18 protein-coding genes are annotated in these 20,275 nt (G+C 65.3%); 5 read left to right on the forward strand and 13 right to left on the reverse strand.

The window, feature by feature from the left end; all coding sequences use genetic code 11:
• Window positions 1–21: 21 nt before the first annotated feature.
• From TGR7_RS05125 to TGR7_RS05135, 3 genes are all read right to left on the reverse strand, one after another.
• A complete protein-coding gene (locus TGR7_RS05125; protein ID WP_012637595.1) occupies window positions 22–732 on the reverse strand; it encodes a 3'-5' exonuclease in 711 nt (236 codons plus the stop codon).
• Window positions 729–2,666, reverse strand: coding sequence for a DUF294 nucleotidyltransferase-like domain-containing protein (locus TGR7_RS05130; RefSeq protein ID WP_012637596.1), 1,938 nt, complete (start codon window positions 2,664–2,666; stop codon window positions 729–731). The genes TGR7_RS05125 and TGR7_RS05130 overlap by 4 nt, the downstream gene beginning before the upstream one ends.
• Window positions 2,667–2,900: 234 nt before the next feature.
• Window positions 2,901–3,305: a hypothetical protein gene (locus TGR7_RS05135; protein WP_012637597.1), complete on the reverse strand. Its 405-nt coding sequence runs from the start codon at window positions 3,303–3,305 to the stop codon at window positions 2,901–2,903.
• A gap of 136 nt (window positions 3,306–3,441) precedes the next feature.
• Between TGR7_RS05135 and TGR7_RS05140 the strand changes: the two genes are divergently transcribed.
• Entirely contained in the window at window positions 3,442–3,699 is a 258-nt protein-coding gene (locus tag TGR7_RS05140) for a hypothetical protein (RefSeq protein ID WP_012637598.1), read from the forward strand.
• Window positions 3,700–3,787: 88 nt separating this feature from the next.
• Here TGR7_RS05140 and TGR7_RS05145 read toward each other — a convergent pair whose 3' ends face one another.
• The 5 genes from TGR7_RS05145 to dksA all read right to left on the reverse strand — a co-directional run bounded on the left by TGR7_RS05145 (window position 3,788) and on the right by dksA (window position 10,063).
• Complete coding sequence (locus tag TGR7_RS05145; RefSeq protein WP_012637599.1) at window positions 3,788–5,107, reverse strand: sigma-54-dependent transcriptional regulator; 1,320 nt, start codon at window positions 5,105–5,107, stop codon at window positions 3,788–3,790.
• A gap of 32 nt (window positions 5,108–5,139) precedes the next feature.
• Window positions 5,140–8,100, reverse strand: a complete 2,961-nt coding sequence (locus TGR7_RS05150) for a sensor histidine kinase (RefSeq protein ID WP_012637600.1) — start codon at window positions 8,098–8,100, stop codon at window positions 5,140–5,142.
• Window positions 8,090–8,251 (reverse strand): hypothetical protein, encoded by a 162-nt coding sequence (locus tag TGR7_RS17585; RefSeq protein WP_012637601.1) that lies wholly within the window; start codon window positions 8,249–8,251, stop codon window positions 8,090–8,092. Before TGR7_RS17585 ends, TGR7_RS05150 begins: the two co-directional genes overlap by 11 nt.
• 391 nt (window positions 8,252–8,642) lie before the next feature.
• On the reverse strand, window positions 8,643–9,494 hold the full coding sequence (gene gluQRS / locus TGR7_RS05155) for a tRNA glutamyl-Q(34) synthetase GluQRS (RefSeq protein WP_012637602.1): 852 nt from the start codon (window positions 9,492–9,494) through the stop codon (window positions 8,643–8,645).
• Window positions 9,495–9,607: 113 nt separating this feature from the next.
• Window positions 9,608–10,063, reverse strand: a complete 456-nt coding sequence (gene dksA, locus TGR7_RS05160; RefSeq protein WP_012637603.1) for an RNA polymerase-binding protein DksA — start codon at window positions 10,061–10,063, stop codon at window positions 9,608–9,610.
• A gap of 315 nt (window positions 10,064–10,378) precedes the next feature.
• Here dksA and TGR7_RS05165 point away from each other — a divergent pair, with 315 nt between their 5' ends.
• The gene (locus TGR7_RS05165; RefSeq protein WP_041442577.1) at window positions 10,379–11,134 is read left to right on the forward strand and encodes an HAD-IA family hydrolase; all 756 of its coding nucleotides are present in this window, start codon (window positions 10,379–10,381) and stop codon (window positions 11,132–11,134) included.
• Between the two features lie 57 nt (window positions 11,135–11,191).
• Here TGR7_RS05165 and xseA read toward each other — a convergent pair whose 3' ends face one another.
• On the reverse strand, window positions 11,192–12,535 hold the full coding sequence (gene xseA, locus TGR7_RS05170; RefSeq protein ID WP_012637605.1) for an exodeoxyribonuclease VII large subunit: 1,344 nt from the start codon (window positions 12,533–12,535) through the stop codon (window positions 11,192–11,194).
• Window positions 12,536–12,709: 174 nt separating this feature from the next.
• Here xseA and guaB point away from each other — a divergent pair, with 174 nt between their 5' ends.
• Both guaB and guaA read left to right on the forward strand, forming a co-directional pair.
• Window positions 12,710–14,170, forward strand: a complete 1,461-nt coding sequence (guaB, locus tag TGR7_RS05175) for an IMP dehydrogenase (protein WP_012637606.1) — start codon at window positions 12,710–12,712, stop codon at window positions 14,168–14,170.
• A 104-nt stretch (window positions 14,171–14,274) separates the two neighbouring features.
• Window positions 14,275–15,846, forward strand: a complete 1,572-nt coding sequence (guaA, locus tag TGR7_RS05180; RefSeq protein WP_012637607.1) for a glutamine-hydrolyzing GMP synthase — start codon at window positions 14,275–14,277, stop codon at window positions 15,844–15,846.
• 45 nt (window positions 15,847–15,891) lie between these two features.
• Here the strand turns inward: guaA and tadA are convergent, their stop codons facing one another.
• Entirely contained in the window at window positions 15,892–16,380 is a 489-nt protein-coding gene (gene tadA, locus TGR7_RS05185) for a tRNA adenosine(34) deaminase TadA (RefSeq protein WP_012637608.1), read from the reverse strand.
• Between the two features lie 78 nt (window positions 16,381–16,458).
• On the opposite strand from tadA, the gene TGR7_RS05190 reads away from it, so the two are divergent.
• Window positions 16,459–17,322 carry an HDOD domain-containing protein gene (locus TGR7_RS05190; RefSeq protein ID WP_012637609.1) on the forward strand — a complete coding sequence of 288 codons (864 nt, stop codon included), beginning with the start codon at window positions 16,459–16,461 and terminating at the stop codon, window positions 17,320–17,322.
• A 301-nt stretch (window positions 17,323–17,623) separates the two neighbouring features.
• Here the strand turns inward: TGR7_RS05190 and TGR7_RS05195 are convergent, their stop codons facing one another.
• The 3 genes from TGR7_RS05195 to TGR7_RS05205 are packed head-to-tail and all read right to left on the reverse strand — an operon-like array spanning window position 17,624 to window position 20,213.
• A complete protein-coding gene (locus TGR7_RS05195; RefSeq protein ID WP_012637610.1) occupies window positions 17,624–18,409 on the reverse strand; it encodes a hypothetical protein in 786 nt (261 codons plus the stop codon).
• Window positions 18,406–19,563, reverse strand: coding sequence for a DEAD/DEAH box helicase (locus tag TGR7_RS05200; RefSeq protein WP_012637611.1), 1,158 nt, complete (start codon window positions 19,561–19,563; stop codon window positions 18,406–18,408). The genes TGR7_RS05195 and TGR7_RS05200 overlap by 4 nt, the downstream gene beginning before the upstream one ends.
• A gap of 11 nt (window positions 19,564–19,574) precedes the next feature.
• Window positions 19,575–20,213, reverse strand: a complete 639-nt coding sequence (locus TGR7_RS05205; RefSeq protein ID WP_148211470.1) for a hypothetical protein — start codon at window positions 20,211–20,213, stop codon at window positions 19,575–19,577.
• Window positions 20,214–20,275: the final 62 nt, after the last annotated feature.

A 20,275-nucleotide genomic window follows, 5' to 3' on the forward strand; every position in this document is an offset into this window, starting at 1 on the left:
GTGAATGAGACCGTGGTGTCTTTAGTGGCGCATCAGGTGCAGCTTCGCCTGGGTCTGCGCCAGCCCGTCCAGGGCCCTGAGATCGTTATGGTTCTGGCGTCGTGCCTCGGCCAGCGCCAGGAGCAGGAGTTCCGCCGTCACCAGGGCATCCGCCGAGGCCCGGTGGCGCACCGGGCAGGGGATGGCGAAATGGCCGAGCCAGTCGTCCAGGCCCTTGAGGCCTGCGGTGCCCTCGCTGTAGAGGGCGGGCAGCAGCATGGCCAGATCCAGGAACGGGTTGCGCAGCTTCACGCCCAGCTGCTTGCGCAGGGTGCGGCCCAGGATGATGCGATCGAAGTCGGCGTGGAAGGCCACCAGCCAGGTCTTGCCGATGCGCTCCAGCACGCTGGAGAGGGCCTCGTGGATGTCCACGCCGGCGGCGGATTCCGTGGGCGAGATGCCGTGCACCACCAGGTTGTCCTTGTCGATGCGGGTCACCTCGCGGCGCAGCACGATCTCGTCCAGGCCGCCCAGTTCAATCCCATGAGGGCCCACCGGCACCAGGCCCACGGACAGCAGCTCGCTGCGGCTGAGATCGAGACCGGTGGTCTCCACGTCGATGACCACGAAGCGGGCCTCGTCCAGGCTGGTGCGGGCCGAGGGCTCCGGCAGGGCGCGCCAGCGGGCGAGGCGGTCCTCGATGCCCGGATCGAGGTTGGGGTGGTTGCCGAACAGAGTGCTCAGGAAACTCATAGCTGGTAGTCCAGGGTGATGCGCGACTGCAGCTTGCGCGCCTGGCGGAAGGCCTCCTTGAGGATGCGCCGGTCCAGCTCGCTCAGGGTGTCCGGGTTGACCCGGTTGCTGGGCGTCTCACCCGCGGCCTGCTGGCGTCGGTGCTGGCGCATGCGCAGCAGCTGGATGTAGCTGAAGGCCTGAATCCAGGACTGGGCCTCGCCCTTGGTGATGTGCTGGCTGCGGGCCAGGGCATTGAGGCGCTCCAGGGTGGAGGTCTCCTCGATGCGGTGGGCGAGCGCCAGGATGCGCGCGCCGTCCACGAAGGGGGTCAGCCCCTGGAGCTTGAGATCGAGGGTGTTGGGGTGCTTGGCGTCGTCGGAGACCACGAAGTCGCGCACCAGGCCCAGGGGCGGACGGTTGAGCAGGGCATTGCGCGCCATCAGGTGCAGGAAGCGGGAGTTGCCCACCATCTTGCTGGTCAGCCAGTGGCGCAGGGCCTCCACCGGGCGGCTGTCGCCCTCGATGGTGCGGAAGTCGAAGAAGATGCTCGCCTTGAGCAGGTGCTCCGGGTTGCCGCCGTCGACCCAGCGGGAAAAGCGCTCGCGCCACTCCGTCGTGCTCAGGCAGCACTCCGGATTGCTGGCCATGATGTTGCCGGGGCACAGGGGGTAGCCGCACTGGTCCAGGGCCTCGTTGATGCGCCGGGCGACGGGCAGCAGGGTCTGGCGGATGTCCTCGGCGGACTTGCCCTCGGGGACCTCGAAGATGATGCCGTTGTCCTGATCGGTCTTGAGGGTCTGTTCCTGGCGTCCCTCGCTGCCGAAGGCCATCCAGGTGAAGGGCACCGGCGGGGGCGGGAACTCCCGGGTGCAGATGTCGATGATGCGCCGGGTGATGTGGTCGTTGAGCAGGGTGATGATCTGGGTGATCTGCGCCACCTGGGCGCCCTGGGCGATCATCTGGGTGATCAGCTGCTGGATGTCGCCCCCCAGGGCGGCCAGGGCGGGGATGTCGTCGGCGTGGGCGATGGCACGGCTCAGATTCACCAGGCCCACTCGCTGCAGGGAGAATAGGTCCCGCTCCGAGATCACCCCCTTGAGGCGGCCGCGCTCCACCACGCACACGTGGTGAAAGCCGTGGTTGGCCATGAGCATGGCGGCCTCGAAGGCGAAGGCCGAGGGCGGCAGGGTGATGGGCTCCGGGCTCATCACCTCGCCCATGGGTTCGTCCATGCGGCGGCCCGGCAGGGCCACCCGGGACAGCAGATCGTGCAGGGTGAACACGCCCAGCGGGTGCATGTGCTCGTCCACGATGACGATGCTGCCCACGTTCTCCCGCTCCATGGTCTCCAGGGCCTCGCGGATGGGCGTGGTGGGCAGGCAGGACACCGGTTCACGGCGCAGGCGTTCACCCAGGGTGATGTTCAGGGAGGTGTCGCCGCCGGGGCCGGTGGTGGCGGCGCTGGCCTGCACCTGGCGATGCACCTGGTCCAGCAGGCTCGCCAGGCGGCGGGTGCAGAAGTCGTTGAATTCCGGGGAGAGCTTATTGAGCTGCAGGAAGTCATCGCGCTCCAGCTCGAAACAGAAGGTGTCCTCGGCGGCCCGGTGCACGGTGCGCACCGGGCGGCGGGAGAGCAGGGCGCCGATGGGGAAGCATTCCCCGGGCACCAGTTCCCAGGCGTTGCCGGAGATCTGTTCGTCCTCGCTGGGAGTCTCCCCCCGCACCCGGCCCTGCTTGATGATGTAGAAGCGCGAGGCGGGGCCGCCCTTGGGGTCGGTGATCTTCTCGCCCCGGGCGTAGAAGGTCAGCTTGAGCCGCTTGGCCAGGAATTCCAGGTGCTCCGGCTCCACCTGGTCGAAGGGCGCATGGCGACGCAGGAACTCGAGCACCGGCAGCAGGACGCCCGCCTGGCGATCGTGTGCTTCTGCGTGGCTGTGGCTCGGCTCGCTCATGGCAGGACCTGGGTGGAATTCCACTGCAAAATGCAGGTTCCATGCCGGGCGAGTGTTTCCCCGTAAATCAGCAGCTTGGCCCTCCGTGACGGGCTGCGGGTGTTACCTCGGGTAACAAAGTGTTACTGATGGTAACGGGTGGATTGCAATTCAAGATTCAAGATTCAAGATTCAAAGCTGTGTGGGCGGGCATGCCCTTTGAATCTTGAATCTGCCCCTTTGAATCGCCTTGAATCAGTGCCTCGGCACCGGCTGGATGATGGCCTCGTCCAGGTGCCAGTGGCGCGCGATGTCTCGGGCGCGGGTCTTGTCCTCCTCGTGGACGAAGACCTGCAGCCGGGCCTGGTGTTTCTCCGCCCAGGCGGCCAGCCCCTGCCAGCGGCGACCGCAGGCCTCCTCACCCAGGTCGGTCTCCGGCTCCACCACCCCGAGCAGGGTGCCCTGCTCGGGGTGGAAGGCGCGCAGGTCGGGGGTGATGTGGATGTTGAGCACCGGCACGGTGACCGGCTCCGGTTGCGGGTGGCCCGGCAACTCATGGGCCTCGAACTGCTCGAAGCCCTGCCGGCGCAACAGCTTCATGGAGGCCTCCAGCAGGGTTTCCCGTTCCCGTTCGATGGCATCAGGCAGCATCGTGGTCATGGCGACATTTCCTCATGACAGGATCTGGACTGAGTGTAGTTGACGGCGGGTGGGTCGGTGGCGACATCCGGCTGTCATGAACAGTGTTTAGCTTACCCAGTGGGTGATTCCATCAAGCTGCCCCGGGGGGATTGCAATGCACGTCAAGGCCCATCTCATCAGCCGTGGTCCGGTCAACGAACAGCAGCAACTGCAATTGCGCGGTGTCGTGGAGGGTTTGAGCAGCCACCCGGATCATGTGCTCGTTTACGAGCATGAAGGCAAGGAAGGCGGCTTGATCGCCGAGTTCGGTGTGGCGGACGAACCCCAGGCGCTCCTCCTGGAGCGCCTCAGTCGTGCCCTGTTCACGGCCATTTCCGGTGTGGAAGACGTGGTGATTGCTTTCCACGAGTGACCAGTGTTTTCTTGCCACTAGCCACTAGCCACTAGCCACTAGCCACTAGCCACTAGCCACTAGCCACTAGCCACTAGCCACTAGCCACTTACCCCGCCTTGCGGGGTATCCCCATGCGCGTCCTGCGCTCCCACAGGGCCTTGCGGCTGATGCCCAGGCGACGCGCCAGCTCGGTCTCGGTCATGTGGCCCTGGTTGTCCAGCACGAACTGGCGGAAATAGGCGTCCAGGCTCAGTTCGGCCCCGGCGCTGGACGGGTCCTGGCCGGTCAGTGCCAGGTGCTGGGGGGTGATGTCCTGGCCGACGGCCAGGATCACGGCCCGCTCGATGGCATTTTCCAGTTCGCGCACGTTGCCGGGCCAGTCATGACGGGTCAGTGAGGCGAGCGCCTCGTCGGTGAGTCCAGGGGGGCTGCGGCGCAGGCGCTGGCAGGCCTTGTCGAGCAGGAAGCGGGCCAGGATGGGGATGTCCTCGCGCCGGTCCCGCAGCGGCGGCAGGGTGATCTCCATGACCTTGAGCCGGTAGTAGAGGTCATCCCGGAAGCGCCCGTCGCGCACCATCTGCTCCAGGTCCCGGTGGGTGGCGGCGACCAGGCGCACGTCCACCCGGCGGCTGTCGGTGGCGCCCACCCGGCGGATCTCCCCGTCCTGGAGCACGCGCAGCAGCCGGGACTGGGCGGCGGTGGTCAGCTCGCCGATCTCATCCAGGAACAGGGTGCCGCCGTCGGCGGCCTCCACCAGGCCCCGGTGGGCGCGGGCGGCACCGGTGAAAGCGCCCTTCTCGTGGCCGAACAGTTCCGATTCCACCAGGCCCTCGGGGATGGTGGCGCAGTTGACCGCGATGATGGGCGCCTGGGCCCGGGGGCTCTTGTCGTGCAGGGCCCGGGCCACCAGCTCCTTGCCGGTGCCGGACTCGCCTCGGATCAGCACCGTGGTGTCCGTGGGGGCCACCTTCTCCACGGTGGCGCACACGGCGCGCATGGCCGGCGAGTGGCCCACCATGCCCTTGACCGGGTAGACCGCCTCCAGGTCCTCGCGCAGGCGGGCGTTCTCCTGTTCCAGGCGGCGTTGCTTGAGGATGCGGTCCACGCACAGCAGCATCTCGTCATGGTCGAAGGGCTTGGCGATGTAGTCCGCGGCGCCCTGCTTCATGGCTTCCACGGCAGAGCGCACGCTGGCATAGCTGGTCATGATCAGCACCGGGGTGTCCGGGCAGGCCTCCACCATGGCGGTGCCCTCGCCGTCGGGCAGGCGCAGATCGCTGATCACCAGGTCCACCCCGTCCTGGCAGGCGGTGCGGGCCTCGCCCAGGGTGGCGCTGGCGCTGACCTGGTAGCCCTCCCGCTCCAGGAGCCGGTGCAGGGCGCGGCGGATGACCTCTTCATCCTCGACGATGTGTATGCGTTTCATGGCCGTTCAATGGGTTCGTGCATGGGTGTGTGTCAGCCGCTGGCGCGCAGCCTGGGCGTCGTGCTCAGGGGCAGGCGCAGGGTGAAGCAGGCGCCGCCCTGGGGCAGGTTGTCCACGTACACGGCGCCGCCGTGGTCCTGGATGATGCTGTAGACCACGGACAGGCCGAGCCCGGTGCCCTCGCCCGGCGGCTTGGTGGTGAAGAAGGGTTCGAAGACCCGGTCGAGCAGGGTCTCGGGGATGCCGGTGCCTTCGTCCTCCACCAGGATCTCGGCGAAGCCTGCCGTGGCCTCACCCTGGATGCGGATACGGTCGCCGGGTCCCGAGGCCTGCATGGCGTTGTTGATCAGGTTGACGAACACCTGCAGCAGCTTCTGGTGGCTGCCGCGCACGGTGATTCCCGGGGGCAGGCGGTTCTCGAACAGGTGCGCCCGGGCGGTGTCGCTCAGCTGCACCAGCTGCATGGCCTCGTCCACGCAGATCTTGATGTCCACCGCGCCCATGGCGGTGCTGGGCACCTCGCCGGTGTGGCTGAAGGTGATCAGGCTCTGCACGATGTTGTTGATGCGCCGGGTCTGCTCGAGGATCTGCTGGGCGCTGAGCTCACGTTCCGACTCGTCGGGCTCGTAGTGCAGGTTCTGGGCGAGGGAGGCGATGCCGGTGAGCGGATTGCCGATCTCGTGGGCCACCCCGGCGGCCAGCCGGCCGATGGAGGCCAGGCGGTTGTTGTGGGCCACTTCGCTCTCCAGGGTGTGCAGTTCGGTGAGGTCCTCCACCAGGATCACGGTGCCGCCCACCACGGCGCCGGGATTGAGGGCACCGGGGGCCTCGATCTCCGACTTGTGCAGGTTGATCCAGCGGCTGCGGCCCTGGAGGTTGATCTGCAGCTTGTAGAGGTGCTTGTCGTCGCCCTGCAGGAAGCCGCGCAGGATGCCGTGCCAGGGATCGCCCAGCAGGCGCAGCTCCTGGCCCACGGCGTCGCGGCTGGGGATGCCGGAGATCAGTCCCATGGCGCTGTTCCAGATGATGATCTCGCCGCCGGGGGTCAGGGAGCAGACCCCCAGGGGCAGTTCGTGCAGCACCTGGCGGTGGTAGCGGCGCAGGGTGTCCAGCTCCGCCGCCAGGCCCTGCAGGCGCACGTTGGAGTGCTCCAGCTGCTCCTCCACGAAACGCAGGCTGTCGGCCAGGGCCATCTGGGTGTGGGGGTCCACCCGCAGGCGGTGGTCCACGATCATGCGCGAGAGCAGCGGACCCATGAGGCCGGAGAGGTTGCGCTCCAGGCGTTCACGCAGGCGACGCAGTTCACCGGGGTGGGTCTCGTCGGATTTCAGCCCCAGGTCCGCCAGGGCGCGGCTCACCTCCAGGGCGGCGGTCTGTGGACCCACGGTCTGGGCCAGCTGTTCCTCGAAGTGCTGCACGCTGCGCACCTCCAGCTGGCCCCGGGGCGGTTCCATCTGCTCGCGGCGGCAGGCGAGTGCCGCCTCGGTCTCCTCGGGGCTGGGCCGGGTGAGCAGGGAGCCGGCCACGAACAGCACCGCGTTCAGCGCCAGGGACCAGAAGGTGGCGAAGGCCCAGTGGTTCTGTTCCGTGGCGCGGAACCAGGTCTGCAGTTCCAGCTGCCCGGGCATGAGTCCCGACTGCTGCAGCAGGGGCACGATCAGGGCCAGGGCCCAGACGGTGATGCCGCCGGCGAGCCCGGCGATGAAGCCCCAGCGGGTGGCTCGGGGCCAGAACAGCAGGCCCATGAGGCCGGGCAGGAACTGGGCCACGGCGACGAAGGAAATGAGGCCGATCTGGGCCAGGCTCTGGTGGAATTCCATCAGCCGGTAGAACACGTAGCCCAGGGCGATGATGAGCACGATCAGGATGCGACGGCCCCACAGCAGCCAGGTGTAGAGATTCTGCCTGGGCAGGGCCTGGTTCTGGTAGCGGGCAGGCAGGATCAGGTGATTGAGGCACATGGCCGCCAGGGCCAGCGTCGTGACGATCATCATGGCGCTGGCCGCCGAGACGCCGCCGATGAAGGTGAACAGTGCCCAGCCGTAGCCGTGCTCCACCGACAGGCCGAGCACGTAGTAGTCCGGTACCGTGCCCACCTGGGCCTGCTGACCGGCCCACAGGATCAGGGGGATGGGCAGGTTGAGCAGCAACAGAAACAGGGGGAAGGCCCAGGCCGCCACGCGCAGGGCCCCCGGTTCCATGTTCTCCACGAAGATCATGTGGAACTGGCGCGGCAGCAGGAAGGCGGCGGCGAAGGCCAGCAGCATGAAGGTCATCCACGGCCCCTCACGCACCGGCGCGTACAGGGCCTCGATGGCCTCCGGGTGTTCCAGGAGCCATTCCCCCAGGGCCGCGGGGCCGCCCAGGATGCCGAACAGGGCGAACACGCCCACCATGAGCAGGGCAATGAGCTTGACCGCCGACTCGAAGGCGATGGCCATCACCAGGCCCTCGTGCTTCTCCCGGGGGGTGATGTGCCGTGCCCCGAACAGGATGGCGAACAGGCTCAGGGTGGCGCAGAAGCCCAGCGCCAGCAGGTGGGGCGGCGCCTCCTGGGTGAGCACCGCCACGGATTCGGTCACCGCCTTGATCTGCAGGGCGATGTAGGGCAGCACCCCGGCGAGCATGAACAGGGTCACCAGCACGCCGGTGAACTGGTGCCGGTAGCGGAAGGCGAACAGGTCCGCCAGGGAGGTGAGCTGGTAGTCCCGCACCAGGCGCAGGATGGGCGCCAGCAGCACCGGGGCCAGGGCGAAGGCCAGGGTCACCCCCAGGTAGATGGTGAGGAAGTTGTAGCCCTGCTCGCCGGCGAAGCCGACGCTGCCGTAGAAGCTCCAGGAGGTGGCGTAGACGCCCAGGGACAGGGCGTAGACCAGGGGGTGACGCACCAGGGCGTCCGGCAGCCAGCCTTTCTCCGTGGCATGTGCCACGAAGAACAGCAACGCCAGGTACGCCACGCCTACCGCATAGAGGATCCCCAGTTCAGCGTTCATGCCGGTGGGTCACCAGGGCGATCAGGCCGATGAGCAGGGCCCAGAGGCCGTAGGGCAGCAGCCAGTGGCTCCCCGGCGCGGCCCACCAGGCCACCAGGGGCGAGGCGAACAGCAGCAGGCCGAACAGGAACAGCAGCAGGGTCTTGTCCATGGCGGGCCTGGGAGGGTGGGTGTGTTACGGATTGTAACAATCTGAAGTGAGAAGTGAGAAGTGAGAAGTGAGAAGTGAGAAGTCAGAAGTGAGAGGAACGAACAACTGCAGTTCACCCCCTCTCCATCAGGGAGAGGGCCCGGGTGAGGGTGGTTTCCTTCCCACTTCCCAATTCCCCCTTCTTAGTTTGGGAGCGCCCAGTCCGTAGGATGGATAAGCACAGCGCATCCGGCGTTCTTCCCCGGCGTTTTGATGTCAACGCAAAGCACGCAAAGACGCAGAGAACGCGAAGGATTTTGATCAAGAAAACTCCGCGTTCTCTGCGTCTTTGCGACCTCTGCGTGATCAGATTTGCCGACTTGGAACGCCGGATGCGCTGTGCTTATCCGGCCTACGGGCTGGTTTTGTTGAGCGCGTGGTCCAGGATCTCTTCCGGAGAGCGGACGTCGGCCGGTCGGGGCACCGGCTCGCCCAGGAATTCCAGGGCGCGGATCAGGGTCGGGACGGGATTCGTGTCATCCACCGCCGGGGCGTGGGTCTGCTTGGAGAGTTTCTCGCCCTCGGGGGTGAGCACCAGCCTGTGGTGCAAGTACGCGGGGGTCGGCAGCCCCAGCAGGCGCTGCAGCAGGATCTGGCGGGGGGTGGAGTCCAGCAGGTCGGCGCCGCGCACCACGTGGGTGATGCCCTGGAAGGCGTCGTCCACCACCACCGCCAGCTGGTAGGCGAAGTAGCCGTCGGCGCGGCGGATGACGAAGTCGCCCACCTCCCGGGCCACGTCCTGGCGGATCGGGCCCTGCATCCGGTCGGTGAAGGTGATCTCGCCGGCTTCGGTGCGCAGGCGCACTGCGCGGGGGGCCTTGCCCGGGGGCAGGCCCGCGCGGCAGGTGCCAGGATAGACCGGGCCGTCCAGTCCCGGTTGCCCCGCCTCGGCGATCTCCCGGCGGGTGCAGCCGCAGTCGTAGGCGTGGCCCGCGGCGCGCAACTCATCCAGGGCGGCCCAATAGGTCTCCAGCCGGCTGCTCTGGTAGAGCACCGGCCCGTCCCAGCTCAGGCCGAAGGCCTCCAGGGTGCGCAGGATGGCATCCGCCGCCCCCGGCACCTCCCGGGGCGGGTCCAGGTCCTCGATGCGCAGCAGCCACCGCCCGCCGTGGCGCCGGGCATCCAGCCACGAGGCCAGGGCGGCCACCAGGGAACCGAAGTGCAGGGGGCCGGTGGGGGAGGGGGCAAAACGACCGATGTACATAGCGGCAAGATACAAGAGGCAAGAGGCAAGAAAAAGAAACGCCCGGCTGGGCCGGGCGTGAATCAACCTGTCTCTTGTATCTTGGATCTTGTCTCTGGCTGAGGCCTACGGCCTCACGCCATCTGCTTTTCCTTGATCTCCTGCAGGGTCTTGCAGTCGATGCACAGGGTGGCGGTGGGGCGGGCCTCCAGGCGGCGGATGCCGATCTCGATGCCGCAGGCCTCGCAGTAGCCGTAGTCGCCGGACTCGATGTCGTTGATCGCCTCGTCGATCTTCTTGATCAGCTTGCGCTCGCGGCCGCGGGTGCGCAGCTCCAGGCTGAATTCCTCTTCCTGGGTGGCCCGGTCGGCGGGATCGGCGAAGTTGGCGGCGTCCTCCTTCATGTGGCCCACGGTGCGGTCCACTTCTTCCATGAGTTCCTGTTTCCATGCCAGCAGGATCTTGCGGAAGTGCTCCTTCTGATCCTTGTTCATGTACTCCTCGCCCTTCTTTTCCTTGTAGGGGGCGATGCCGCTGACGGGCAGCGACATGGTGTTGGTCTTGGCGGCCGTGGTCTTCTTGGAGGCCATGGGCACTATCTCCTGAGTCCTGAAAAGCGTGCTTTATTAACAGAGAACCATGACAGGCGCAAGCACGATGAAGCCTGGCAAGGCCTTGTGGTACAGTCCCGCCGCCTAGCCCGCATATCTCACCACCGTTCGTAGCGAGGGCGTCGAGATGCCGCTGTGACGGGGCGCGCGGAGCGGAAGACGGCGCCGGCGTAGCCGACACTACGTCAAGCCGGCTGGAGGGAGCACGCCCCGTCACAGCGAGCAGATCGGCGGCCGCAGTAGAAGGGTGGTGAGATATGCGGGCTAGTGGACAACCCTGCCCCGGAGCCCATCGTGAGTGAATTGCGCGCACTGATTTTCGACGTGGACGGTACCCTCGCCGATACCGAGCGGGACGGCCACCGGGTGGCCTTCAATGCGGCCTTCAGGGAGGCCGGCCTGGACTGGGACTGGGACGAGGCCCTGTACGGCAGGCTGCTGGCGGTGACCGGCGGCAAGGAGCGCATCCGCCACTACCTGGATCATTACAACACCGCCTTCGAGCGCCCCGCGGCGCTGGACGAGTTCATCGCCGGGCTGCACAAGGCAAAGACCCGCCACTATCTGGACATGCTCAAGGACGGTGCCATCCCCCTGCGCCCCGGCGTGGCCCGGCTGCTGGCCGAGGCCCGGGCGGCGGGGCTGACGCTTGCCATCGCCACCACCACCACGCCGGCCAACGTGGTCTACCTGCTGGAATCCACCCTGGGGCGGGAGTCGGTGGAGTGGTTCTCGGTGATCGCCGCCGGTGACGTGGTGCCCGCCAAGAAGCCCGCCGCGGACATCTTCGAGTACGCCCTGCGTCACCTGGGCCTGCCCGCCGAGGCCTGTCTGGCCTTCGAGGACTCTGCCAACGGGGTCCGCTCCTCCGTGGGTGCCGGCCTGCGCACCATCGTGACCGTCAATGGCTACACCCGGGACGAGGACTTCACCGGCGCCCTGCTGGTGCTGGATAAGTTCGGCGAGCCGGGCAGCCCGTGCACGGTGCTGGCGGGGCCGGCGGTGGAGGGGGGGTATCTCACTGTGGAGCAGATGAAACAGTGGGGGTGAAGTGCGAAGTGGGAATTTGGAAGTGGGAATGAAAGGCTTTACTTCGCACTTCCCAATTCACCCTTCGTACCTGGTCACGACCGTGCAACTCAGTCTTCCCTTCCCCAGTCTTGCCTCCACCCGGTCGTTCACCTGCACCTGAGACGCGTCCCGGATCACCTGGCCCTCGGCCGTGGTGAGAATGCTGTAGCCCCGGCCCAGGGTGGCCAGGGGGCTCACGGAATGCAGTGCCCGGCCGGCGGCGGCGAGGCGGGCCTCGAAGCGGTCCAGGCGCCGGCGCAGGGCGCTGTCCAGGCGCAGGCGCAGCTGGGCTTCGCGGGCCTCCAGGCGCTCCAGTGCCCGGGCGGGGGATCGGTGCTGCAGCCGGTCCTGGAGCCTGGCCAGACGGGATTCCCGGTGGCGCAGGCGGTGCTGCATGGCGAGTGCCAGGCGGCGTTCCAGCTCGTCCACCCGCTGGGCCTGGTTCTGCAGGCGCCGCTCGGGGTGCTGCTGACGCAGGCGCCGTTCCAGATTGTCCAGTTTCAGGGCCTGGTGCTGCAGTCCCCGCTGCATGCGTTCCACCAGCAGGCGCCGCTGGCGCTCCACGTGCAGCAGCCATTCATCGCGCAGGGGGCTGACCAGTTCCGCGGCCGCCGAGGGTGTGGCGGCGCGCAGGTCGGCGGCCAGGTCCGCGATCGTGACGTCCACCTCGTGGCCCACGCCGCTGACCACCGGGATCTCGCAGTCGTGGATCGCCCGGGCCACGATCTCCTCATTGAAGGCCCAGAGGTCCTCCAGGGAGCCGCCGCCCCGGGCCAGGATCAGCACGTCGCAGTCCTTGCGCGCCGAGGCCGTGCGCAGGGCCTCGGCGATGGCCGGGGCGGCCGCCGCACCCTGCACCGGCACCGGGTAGATGAGCGCCGGCAGGCCCGGGAAGCGCCGGCGCAGTACGGACAGGATGTCCCGGATGGCCGCACCGGTGGGCGAGGTGATCACCCCCAGGCGTCGCGGGAAGCGGGGCAGGGGGCGTTTGCGTTCGGCATCGAACAGGCCCTCGCGCTCCAGGCGCTGCTTCAGTTCCTCGAAGGCCCGGCGCAGGGCGCCGTCGCCGGCCTCCTCCATGTGCTCCACGATGAGCTGGTAGTCCCCCCGGGGGGCGTAGAGTCCCACCCGGGCGCGCACCAGCACCTGCATGCCGTCGGCGGGTCGAAAGCGCATCAGCTGGGCCCGGTTGCGGAACAGGGCGCAGCGCACCTGGGCGCCGCTGTCTTTGAGGGTGAAATACAGGTGCCCCGAGGCCGGACGGGACACGCTGGAGAGCTCACCTTCCACCCAGATGAGCGGGAAGGTCCCCTCCAGCAGGCCCTGCACGGCCTGGTTGAGGCGGGTGACGGTGAAGATGTCGCGATCGGTGACTGCCATTCGATGCCTCGGGTCATGAGCGCAAAGACTCGAAGGGTTCAGGATACAGGGAAGGGGTATTCATCCTTCAACCTTCCCCCTTCAACCTTCCGGTGCCCGCGGGTATCGGTTTACCCAGGGGGCCTCGATCTTTATAATTGGCCGATTAACCTCCACTTCCTCACGAGATCGGTTATGCGCATCGTACAGGAAGCCCTCACCTTCGACGACGTCCTGCTGCTGCCCGCCCATTCCACGGTGCTGCCCAAGGATGTGGACCTCACCACGCGTCTGACACGGGGCATCACCCTCAACATCCCGCTGTTGTCCGCCGCCATGGACACCGTGACCGAGGGCCGCCTGGCCATCGCCATGGCCCAGGAGGGCGGCATCGGCATCATTCACAAGAACATGAGCATCGAGGCCCAGGCCCAGCAGGTGCGCCTGGTCAAGAAATACGAGAGCGGGGTGATCAGCGATCCCGTGACCGTGACCCCCGGCACCAGCATCCGCGAGGTGCTGGCCATCACCCGGGCACACAACATCTCCGGCGTGCCGGTGGTGGACGGCGTCGACCTGGTGGGCATCGTCACCAGCCGCGACCTGCGCTTCGAGACCCGCATGGACGCCCCGGTGTCAGAGATCATGACGCCCAAGGAGCGCCTGGTGACGGTGCGCGAGGGGGCCGAGAAGGAAGAGGTGCAGCACCTGCTGCACAAGCACCGCATCGAAAAGGTGCTGGTGATCAACGACAAGTTCCACCTGCGCGGCATGATCACCGTCAAGGACATCCAGAAGTCCACCGACTTCCCCCTGGCCTGCAAGGACGAGCGGGGTCGCCTGCGGGTGGGCGCTGCCGTTGGCGTGGGCGCCGGCACCGACGAGCGCATCGCCGCCCTGGTGGAGGCCGGTGTGGACGTGGTGGTGGTGGACACCGCCCACGGCCATTCCCAGGGCGTGCTGGACCGGGTGTCCTGGGTGAAGAAACATTATCCCGACCTGCAGGTGATCGGCGGCAACATTGCCACTGCCGAGGCCGCCCAGGCCCTGGTGGCCGCGGGCGCCGACGGCGTGAAGGTGGGCATCGGCCCCGGCTCCATCTGCACCACCCGCATCGTGGCCGGCGTGGGCGTGCCCCAGATCACGGCGATTGCCAATGTGCGCGAGGCCCTGCGCAACACCGACGTGCCCCTGGTGGCCGACGGCGGCATCCGCTTCTCCGGTGATCTGGCCAAGGCCATGGCCGCCGGTGCCCATTGCGTCATGATGGGTGGCCTGTTCGCCGGCACCGAGGAGGCGCCCGGCGAGGTGGAGCTCTACCAGGGTCGTTCCTACAAGTCCTACCGCGGCATGGGCTCGCTGGGCGCCATGCAGCAGGGCTCCTCGGACCGCTATTTCCAGGACAGCGAAAGCAGCGCCGAGAAGTTCGTGCCCGAGGGCATCGAGGGTCGCGTGCCCTACAAGGGCACCATCGTGGCCATCATCCACCAGCTGCTGGGTGGCCTGCGCTCCTCCATGGGCTACGTGGGCTGCGCCACCATCGAGGAGATGCGCACCAAGCCCGGCTTCGTGCGCGTGACCAGCGCCGGCATGCGCGAGAGCCACGTGCATGATGTGACCATCACCAAGGAAGCGCCCAATTACCGGATGGACTGACGTCCATCCGGCAGTGGCAAGTCTCAAGTGGCAAGTGGCCAGGGAAGGCCAGTCACTTGTCCTGTTTTCCTTGCCACTCGCCACTTGAGACTAGCCACTTGTCCATGAACATCCATTCCCACCGCATCCTGATCCTCGACTTCGGTTCCCAGTACACCCAGCTGATCGCCCGCCGGGTGCGTGAGTGCGGGGTCTATTCCGAGATCCATCCCTGGGACATGAACCCGGAGGCCCTGCGCGCGTTCGCGCCCAGCGGCATTATCCTCTCCGGCGGCCCCGAGTCGGTGAACATGGACAACCCGCCCCGGGCCCACGAGCTGGTGTTCGAGCTGGGCGTGCCGGTGCTGGGCATCTGCTACGGCATGCAGACCATGGCTGCCCAGCTGGGCGGCCGGGTGGAGAGCGCCGATCACCGGGAGTTCGGCTACGCCCAGGTACGTGCCCGGGGCCACACCCGCCTGCTCAAGGACATCGAGGATCACACCACCCCGGAGGGCTACGGCCTGCTGGACGTGTGGATGTCCCACGGCGACCGGGTCACCGAGATGCCGGAAGGCTTCAAGCTCATGGCCTCCACGGACGCCGCGCCCATCGCCGGCATGGCCGACGAGGCGCGGCGCTTCTACGGCGTGCAGTTTCATCCCGAGGTTACCCACACGCGCCAGGGCATGCGCATCCTGTCGCGCTTCGTGCACGAGATCTGCGGCTGCGAAAGCCTGTGGACCGCCGAGAACATCATCGACGACATGACCGCCCGGGTGCGCGAACAGGTGGGCGATGACCAGGTGATCCTGGGCCTGTCCGGTGGCGTGGATTCCTCGGTGGTGGGCGCGCTGCTGCACAAGGCCATCGGCGATCAGCTCACCTGCGTGTTCGTGGACACCGGTCTGCTGCGCCTGCACGAGGGCGACCAGGTGATGGCCACCTTCGCCAAGCACATGGGCGTGAAGGTCATCCGCGTGGACGCCGAGGAGCGCTTCCTGAAGGCACTTGCCGGTGTCACCGACCCGGAGGCCAAGCGCAAGATCATCGGCGGCCTGTTCGTGGAGGTGTTCGACGAGGAGGCCGGCAAGCTTTCCAACGCCAAGTGGCTGGCCCAGGGCACCATCTACCCGGACGTGATCGAGTCCGCCGGCTCCAAGACCGGCAAGGCCCACGTGATCAAGTCCCACCACAACGTGGGCGGCCTGCCCGAGCACATGAAGATGGGCCTGGTGGAGCCGCTGCGGGAGCTGTTCAAGGACGAGGTGCGCAAGATCGGCGTCGAGCTGGGCTTGCCCAGCGAGATGGTCTACCGCCATCCCTTCCCGGGCCCGGGCCTCGGCGTGCGCATCCTCGGCGAGGTGAAGAAGGAATACGCCGACCTGCTGCGCAAGGCCGACCACATCTTCATCGAGGAACTGCGCAAGGCGGAACTCTACGACCAGGTCTCCCAGGCCTTCGTGGTGTTCCTGCCGGTCAAGTCCGTGGGCGTGATGGGCGACGGGCGCAAATACGACTACGTGGTGTCCCTGCGCGCCGTGGAGACCATCGACTTCATGACCGCCCGCTGGGCACACCTGCCCTACGAGTTCCTGGACACCGTGTCCCGGCGCATCATCAACGAGGTGAACGGGATCTCCCGGGTGACCTACGACATTTCCGGCAAGCCGCCGGCGACGATCGAGTGGGAATGAAGGAAGGCGCTAGACTAGACGCGACCCGGCCCTGACCGTGCAGAGCTACTGAGTACGGCTCTGCCGCCGGGTCCGGAAGAAGGCCCGCAACTGCTCGGCGCAGGTCTCGGCCAGCACGCCCCCCGTGACCTCGATGCGGTGGTTGTGACTGGGATGCCCCAGCAGGTCCAGGGCACCGCCGACGGCGCCGGTCTTGGGATCGGCGGCACCGTACACCAGGCGCGCCACCCGGGCATGGATCATGGCCCCAACGCACATGGGACAAGGCTCCAGGGTCACATAGAGCGTGGCCCCGGGCAGACGGTAGTTGCCCACCCGGGCCGCCGCCGCGCGCAGGGCCGCGATCTCCGCATGGGCGGTGGGATCGTGGGCGGCGATGGGGCCGTTGCAGCCCTCCCCCAGCAGTTCGCCGTCGCGCACCAGGACGGCACCCACGGGCACCTCGCCGGCCGCCTCGGCCCGGGCCGCCAGTTCCAGGGCATGGCGCATCCAGTGCTGGTCTTCGTCACTGGGTTTGGACAGTTTGTCGGTCAAGGCACGCTCCCCGCTCCGGGTCGGCAAAGGCTTGTGTCATACTACGCCCCATTCCACTTATAACGGGCTTATTCGGGCGTGAGCAGCGGGAAAGATAGCAAAGAAATCGTCGATGACTTCGTGGGGAAGCTCAAGGCTGACCTGCAGAACAACGGCATTCAGATTCCGACCCTGCCCGACCTCTCCCTCCAGGCCCTGTTCACCATCAACCGGGACGACAGCTCCATCGACGACGTCACCGCCGTGGTGGCCCGGGATACGGCCATGGCCACCCGCCTGGTGCGCTATGCCAACAGCCCCGCCTACCGGGGCCTGACCCGCTGTGCCACCATCAAGTCCGCCATCACCCGCCTGGGCCTGCAGAAGACCAAGAACATCCTCCTGACCATGTCCATGAAGGAGGTGTTCAAGACCGGTCACCGCAGCATCAAGGAGCGCATGGAACAGCTCTGGGAGCACAGCATGGAGGTGGCCGCGCTCAGCATGCTCATCTCCCTGCGCCACCGCCACCTGGACGGCGAGGTGGCCCTGCTGGCAGGCCTGGTGCACGACATCGGCGTGATCCCCATCCTCAACAAGGCCAAGGATGTGGACGAGATCGTTCAGAATGACGAACAGCTCGGCATGATCATCGCCTCCCTACACGGCGCGGTGGGCAAGGCAGTGCTCAAGGCCTGGAACTTCGAACCCGACCTGATCGCGGTGGTCGCGGAACACGAAAACCTCAAGCGCGACCCGGGCGACGACGTACCGGTGGACTACGTGGACGTGGTCCAGGCCGCCAACGTCGAGAGCTACCAGGCCACCCGCCACCGCCTGGGACGCATCAACCGCCTGCACATCCCCGCCTACCGCCGCCTCGGCTACACCGCCGAGGACCCCGATCTGCATTGGGACCAGAGCATGAAGGGCATGGAGTTGGTAAGCAGAATATTCCTGTGAGCGCGAAGTGCTCACAGGGCAGAGACAAGAGGCAAGATGCAAGAGACAGGAAAAAGCCTTTCACTTGTCTCTAGCTAGCGCCCTCATTCCCGCTCAATCATCATCGATGGCTTTAACCCATTGAAAATATGGGCTTCATGAACGACTGATTTTGGGCTTTACCGTCGCTTATACTGCCAGAATCACCAGATCTTTGTTTCCGCCGATGATGCGGCGATTTTTCAGACCATGATCAACCAAAAGAATGTCTGATTAACTCTCATCTGGAAATCGCGCATCCAATGGGGAATGCACCATCTCTCTACGACGACAGCAAGATCGAGATGCGACCTTCGAAATTTCGGATGATCTGCACCAAGCTGCCGTGGGGAATCAGCGCAGGCCCATGCTCTTTCTGAATCCACAGATTTCCAGCCTCATCGCGGACAGTCCATACTCCAGCGACACCGAACTGATCCTCGACCTGAATGTTCCCCACCGGCAGCCCACAGCCACGTGGGATGCGTAAGCAGTTGTCAATCGCCGAGAACCGAGCGAATCCTATGCTGTGGGCTCTTACGAATAGTCGGCCTTCCACTTCATGCGCTGTTCGTCCATTACGGTCCTGATAGACAGACACCGTCAAATACTGCGTATCAACAGCGCTGAGCTTTGTTGCCCAGGTCGAGTCGGGCAGATTGCCGACAACGGCAACATAGCGCGGAATGTAGCTCAAAAGATCCTTGGCTTGTTCTCGGGTCAGATCTCCAAAAGCCCGTACCAAGCTCGTAACACAAGAGTCCTCTGGGTCACCATAGCGAAAGCAGCGAACTTGAGGCAGGACGTGGTGTTCCAGCGAATGACCTGCCAGCTCAACCTCGACGACGAACCAATGCGATAAAGTCTTGTGAACAAGCGCCAGGTCCGCAACGCGACGCTCGCCCTCCAGGACGAACGCTCCAGCGAACACGCCGCAACGGTATTCCGGCATCAAACACGATAGCGCTTTAACGACCTCAGCCTCGAAGTCACCCTCGACATATGTCGTTGGATCAACAAGCTGAAAAATGTTTTCGGGATGGCATTCGCCGGCCAATAGCATTCTCATGCCCGGCTCCACGTCACGGTTGCTACGCCCTCAAGGCGCTCCTCTTCCTCTTTGAGGCGCTGAATTTCTAGACCGGTCGCAACGAGCGTATAGATTGAAGCACGGTTTTTTCCCTTCGCGGGTCGCACGACCCGACCGAGTCGTTGGATACGCTGGCGCCGCGTCGCCGTGCTAGCAGCAATGATACCGATTTCAGTTTCGGGCACGTTGAAGCCTTCGTCGAGCGCACGACACGTTACCAACACATCGATCTCACCGCGTCGGTACTGTCCCAACATCGCGGCTTTCGCGCGGAGCGGCAGCTTAGAGTGATACACGCCACTCTTGACGCCGTTTTCGGATAGCACGCCGTGGATCAGATCGCAGGCTTCGATATCTTCATGAAAGATCAGGGTACGCTTGCCGCGATTTGCAGCCACCAACTTAAGCGCCAAGCGAATTCGGTTCAGGCTGAGATTCAAGACGCGGGCTCGCTTCAGGAACAGTGCAATCGTTTCCTCAGCTTCGGTGCCATGCTGGCTGATGGAGCGCGCTATGGCTCGGCTGAGCTTGTCATATTCGGCTTGTCTGCCTGCTTCCAACTCGAAGACGATGTTCTTCAGTTCGAAGGGCACGATTACACCGTCACGCAGTGCATCTGTGTAGTCATAGCTGTAGATGATCTCGCCGAGTGCTGGAACGAGCACATCCTTCAGGCCGTCGTCATATTGCCGTTCAGGAGTTGCCGAAAGGCCCAAAGACGCGAAGGTTGGAACTTGAAGTGCCGAACGAAACTGTTCAGATGCAGCCTTGTGACACTCATCGACTATTAGGAAGCACTTATGCTGCTCCTGCATGCGTTCAGGCAACTTGGCGGCCGTGTTGAGCACTGCGATGTTAATCGCCCCAAGGCGGAAGCGCAGGCTCCCAGTGATGATGTTTATTTCATCAAGATCAAGATCGAAGTAGCTTGCTGCCTCTTCCCACCATTGCTCAAGCAACGCCGAGGTCGGGACGACGATGAGTGTCGCGACCGGCCGAATGCGGTCGACGCATGACAGCGCAAACACCGTCTTACCGCCGCCCGTAACGACACTTACGATGCCGCGATGGTTAGCTTGTTCCCAATTAGCGAGCGCATCGACTTGCCAGCCTCGCGGCGTCAATTTTGGCATTCCACGCCTCTTCAGCTCTGGTCTGAAGCGGGATCGATTTTATTCCCGAATAGATCTTCCTCAGCCTGCGCGCGAACCTCAGCATCCGCGTTGTCGAGTTGTGTCGCCCGCGCTCTCAGCAAGTCATTCTTCAGACGGCGCACGCTGTCTGGATTGACGCGAGAGAGCAACTTACTAGTCTTGAACTCTGCAACTGCATCAAAGATGTACTGCTGCACGCATTCGAGTATTGCGTCCTTCGCTTCTAGCGTCTGGTAGTAAGGATGCAAGCCATTGATGATGACATGGAGAGTACTGTGGTCTGCGCCTGGTACAAACGTGACGTGCGGCTCCCACTCGCTGGCCTCCTTCAGCGACATCACTACTTTCAAATCCGGAAGAATATCGAATGTGACCAGCTCCTCTTCGGCGGTAAGCGTCTTCAAGATCTGCTGGTTGTTGGCCGCGGTAGTTTCAGGCGGTGGCAGGGCAGCGTTGTTCAGCGCGTCCTTGAACTCATTGCTCGTGAATTCGCTTTGCATGCTCATGGCGAACTCGCGCACTTGTTCCTTCGACCATTTTTGCCGCCCGCTGCCTCGCCGGCTCTTGGCGTACTCTGCATAAGCTTTGGTCTCGTTAAGGCATCTCTGAATAACCCAGCCTGATGCCAAAAAAATCTGCTTCCGCAGTCTAGTCGTTCAAATTTCGATCAATGCTACCCCCCAAAGGGGCT

It is taken from the genome of Thioalkalivibrio sulfidiphilus HL-EbGr7, assembly GCF_000021985.1.
In the GTDB taxonomy this organism is placed as follows: Bacteria; Pseudomonadota; Gammaproteobacteria; order Ectothiorhodospirales; family Ectothiorhodospiraceae; genus Thioalkalivibrio_A; species Thioalkalivibrio_A sulfidiphilus.

Bases quoted from the DNA above. Each gene is read 5' to 3' on its own strand.
- TGR7_RS05125 (WP_012637595.1), bottom strand. From the start codon at position 732: ATGAGTTTCCTGAGCACTCTGTTCGGCAACCACCCCAACCTCGATCCG.
- TGR7_RS05130 (WP_012637596.1), bottom strand. From the start codon at position 2,666: ATGAGCGAGCCGAGCCACAGCCACGCAGAAGCACACGATCGCCAGGCG.
- TGR7_RS05135 (WP_012637597.1), bottom strand. From the start codon at position 3,305: ATGACCACGATGCTGCCTGATGCCATCGAACGGGAACGGGAAACCCTG.
- TGR7_RS05140 (WP_012637598.1), top strand. From the start codon at position 3,442: ATGCACGTCAAGGCCCATCTCATCAGCCGTGGTCCGGTCAACGAACAG.
- TGR7_RS05145 (WP_012637599.1), bottom strand. From the start codon at position 5,107: ATGAAACGCATACACATCGTCGAGGATGAAGAGGTCATCCGCCGCGCC.
- TGR7_RS05150 (WP_012637600.1), bottom strand. From the start codon at position 8,100: ATGAACGCTGAACTGGGGATCCTCTATGCGGTAGGCGTGGCGTACCTG.
- TGR7_RS17585 (WP_012637601.1), bottom strand. From the start codon at position 8,251: ATGGACAAGACCCTGCTGCTGTTCCTGTTCGGCCTGCTGCTGTTCGCC.
- gluQRS (WP_012637602.1), bottom strand. From the start codon at position 9,494: ATGTACATCGGTCGTTTTGCCCCCTCCCCCACCGGCCCCCTGCACTTC.
- dksA (WP_012637603.1), bottom strand. From the start codon at position 10,063: ATGGCCTCCAAGAAGACCACGGCCGCCAAGACCAACACCATGTCGCTG.
- xseA (WP_012637605.1), bottom strand. From the start codon at position 12,535: ATGGCAGTCACCGATCGCGACATCTTCACCGTCACCCGCCTCAACCAG.
- guaB (WP_012637606.1), top strand. From the start codon at position 12,710: ATGCGCATCGTACAGGAAGCCCTCACCTTCGACGACGTCCTGCTGCTG.
- guaA (WP_012637607.1), top strand. From the start codon at position 14,275: ATGAACATCCATTCCCACCGCATCCTGATCCTCGACTTCGGTTCCCAG.
- TGR7_RS05195 (WP_012637610.1), bottom strand. From the start codon at position 18,409: ATGAGAATGCTATTGGCCGGCGAATGCCATCCCGAAAACATTTTTCAG.
- TGR7_RS05200 (WP_012637611.1), bottom strand. From the start codon at position 19,563: ATGCCAAAATTGACGCCGCGAGGCTGGCAAGTCGATGCGCTCGCTAAT.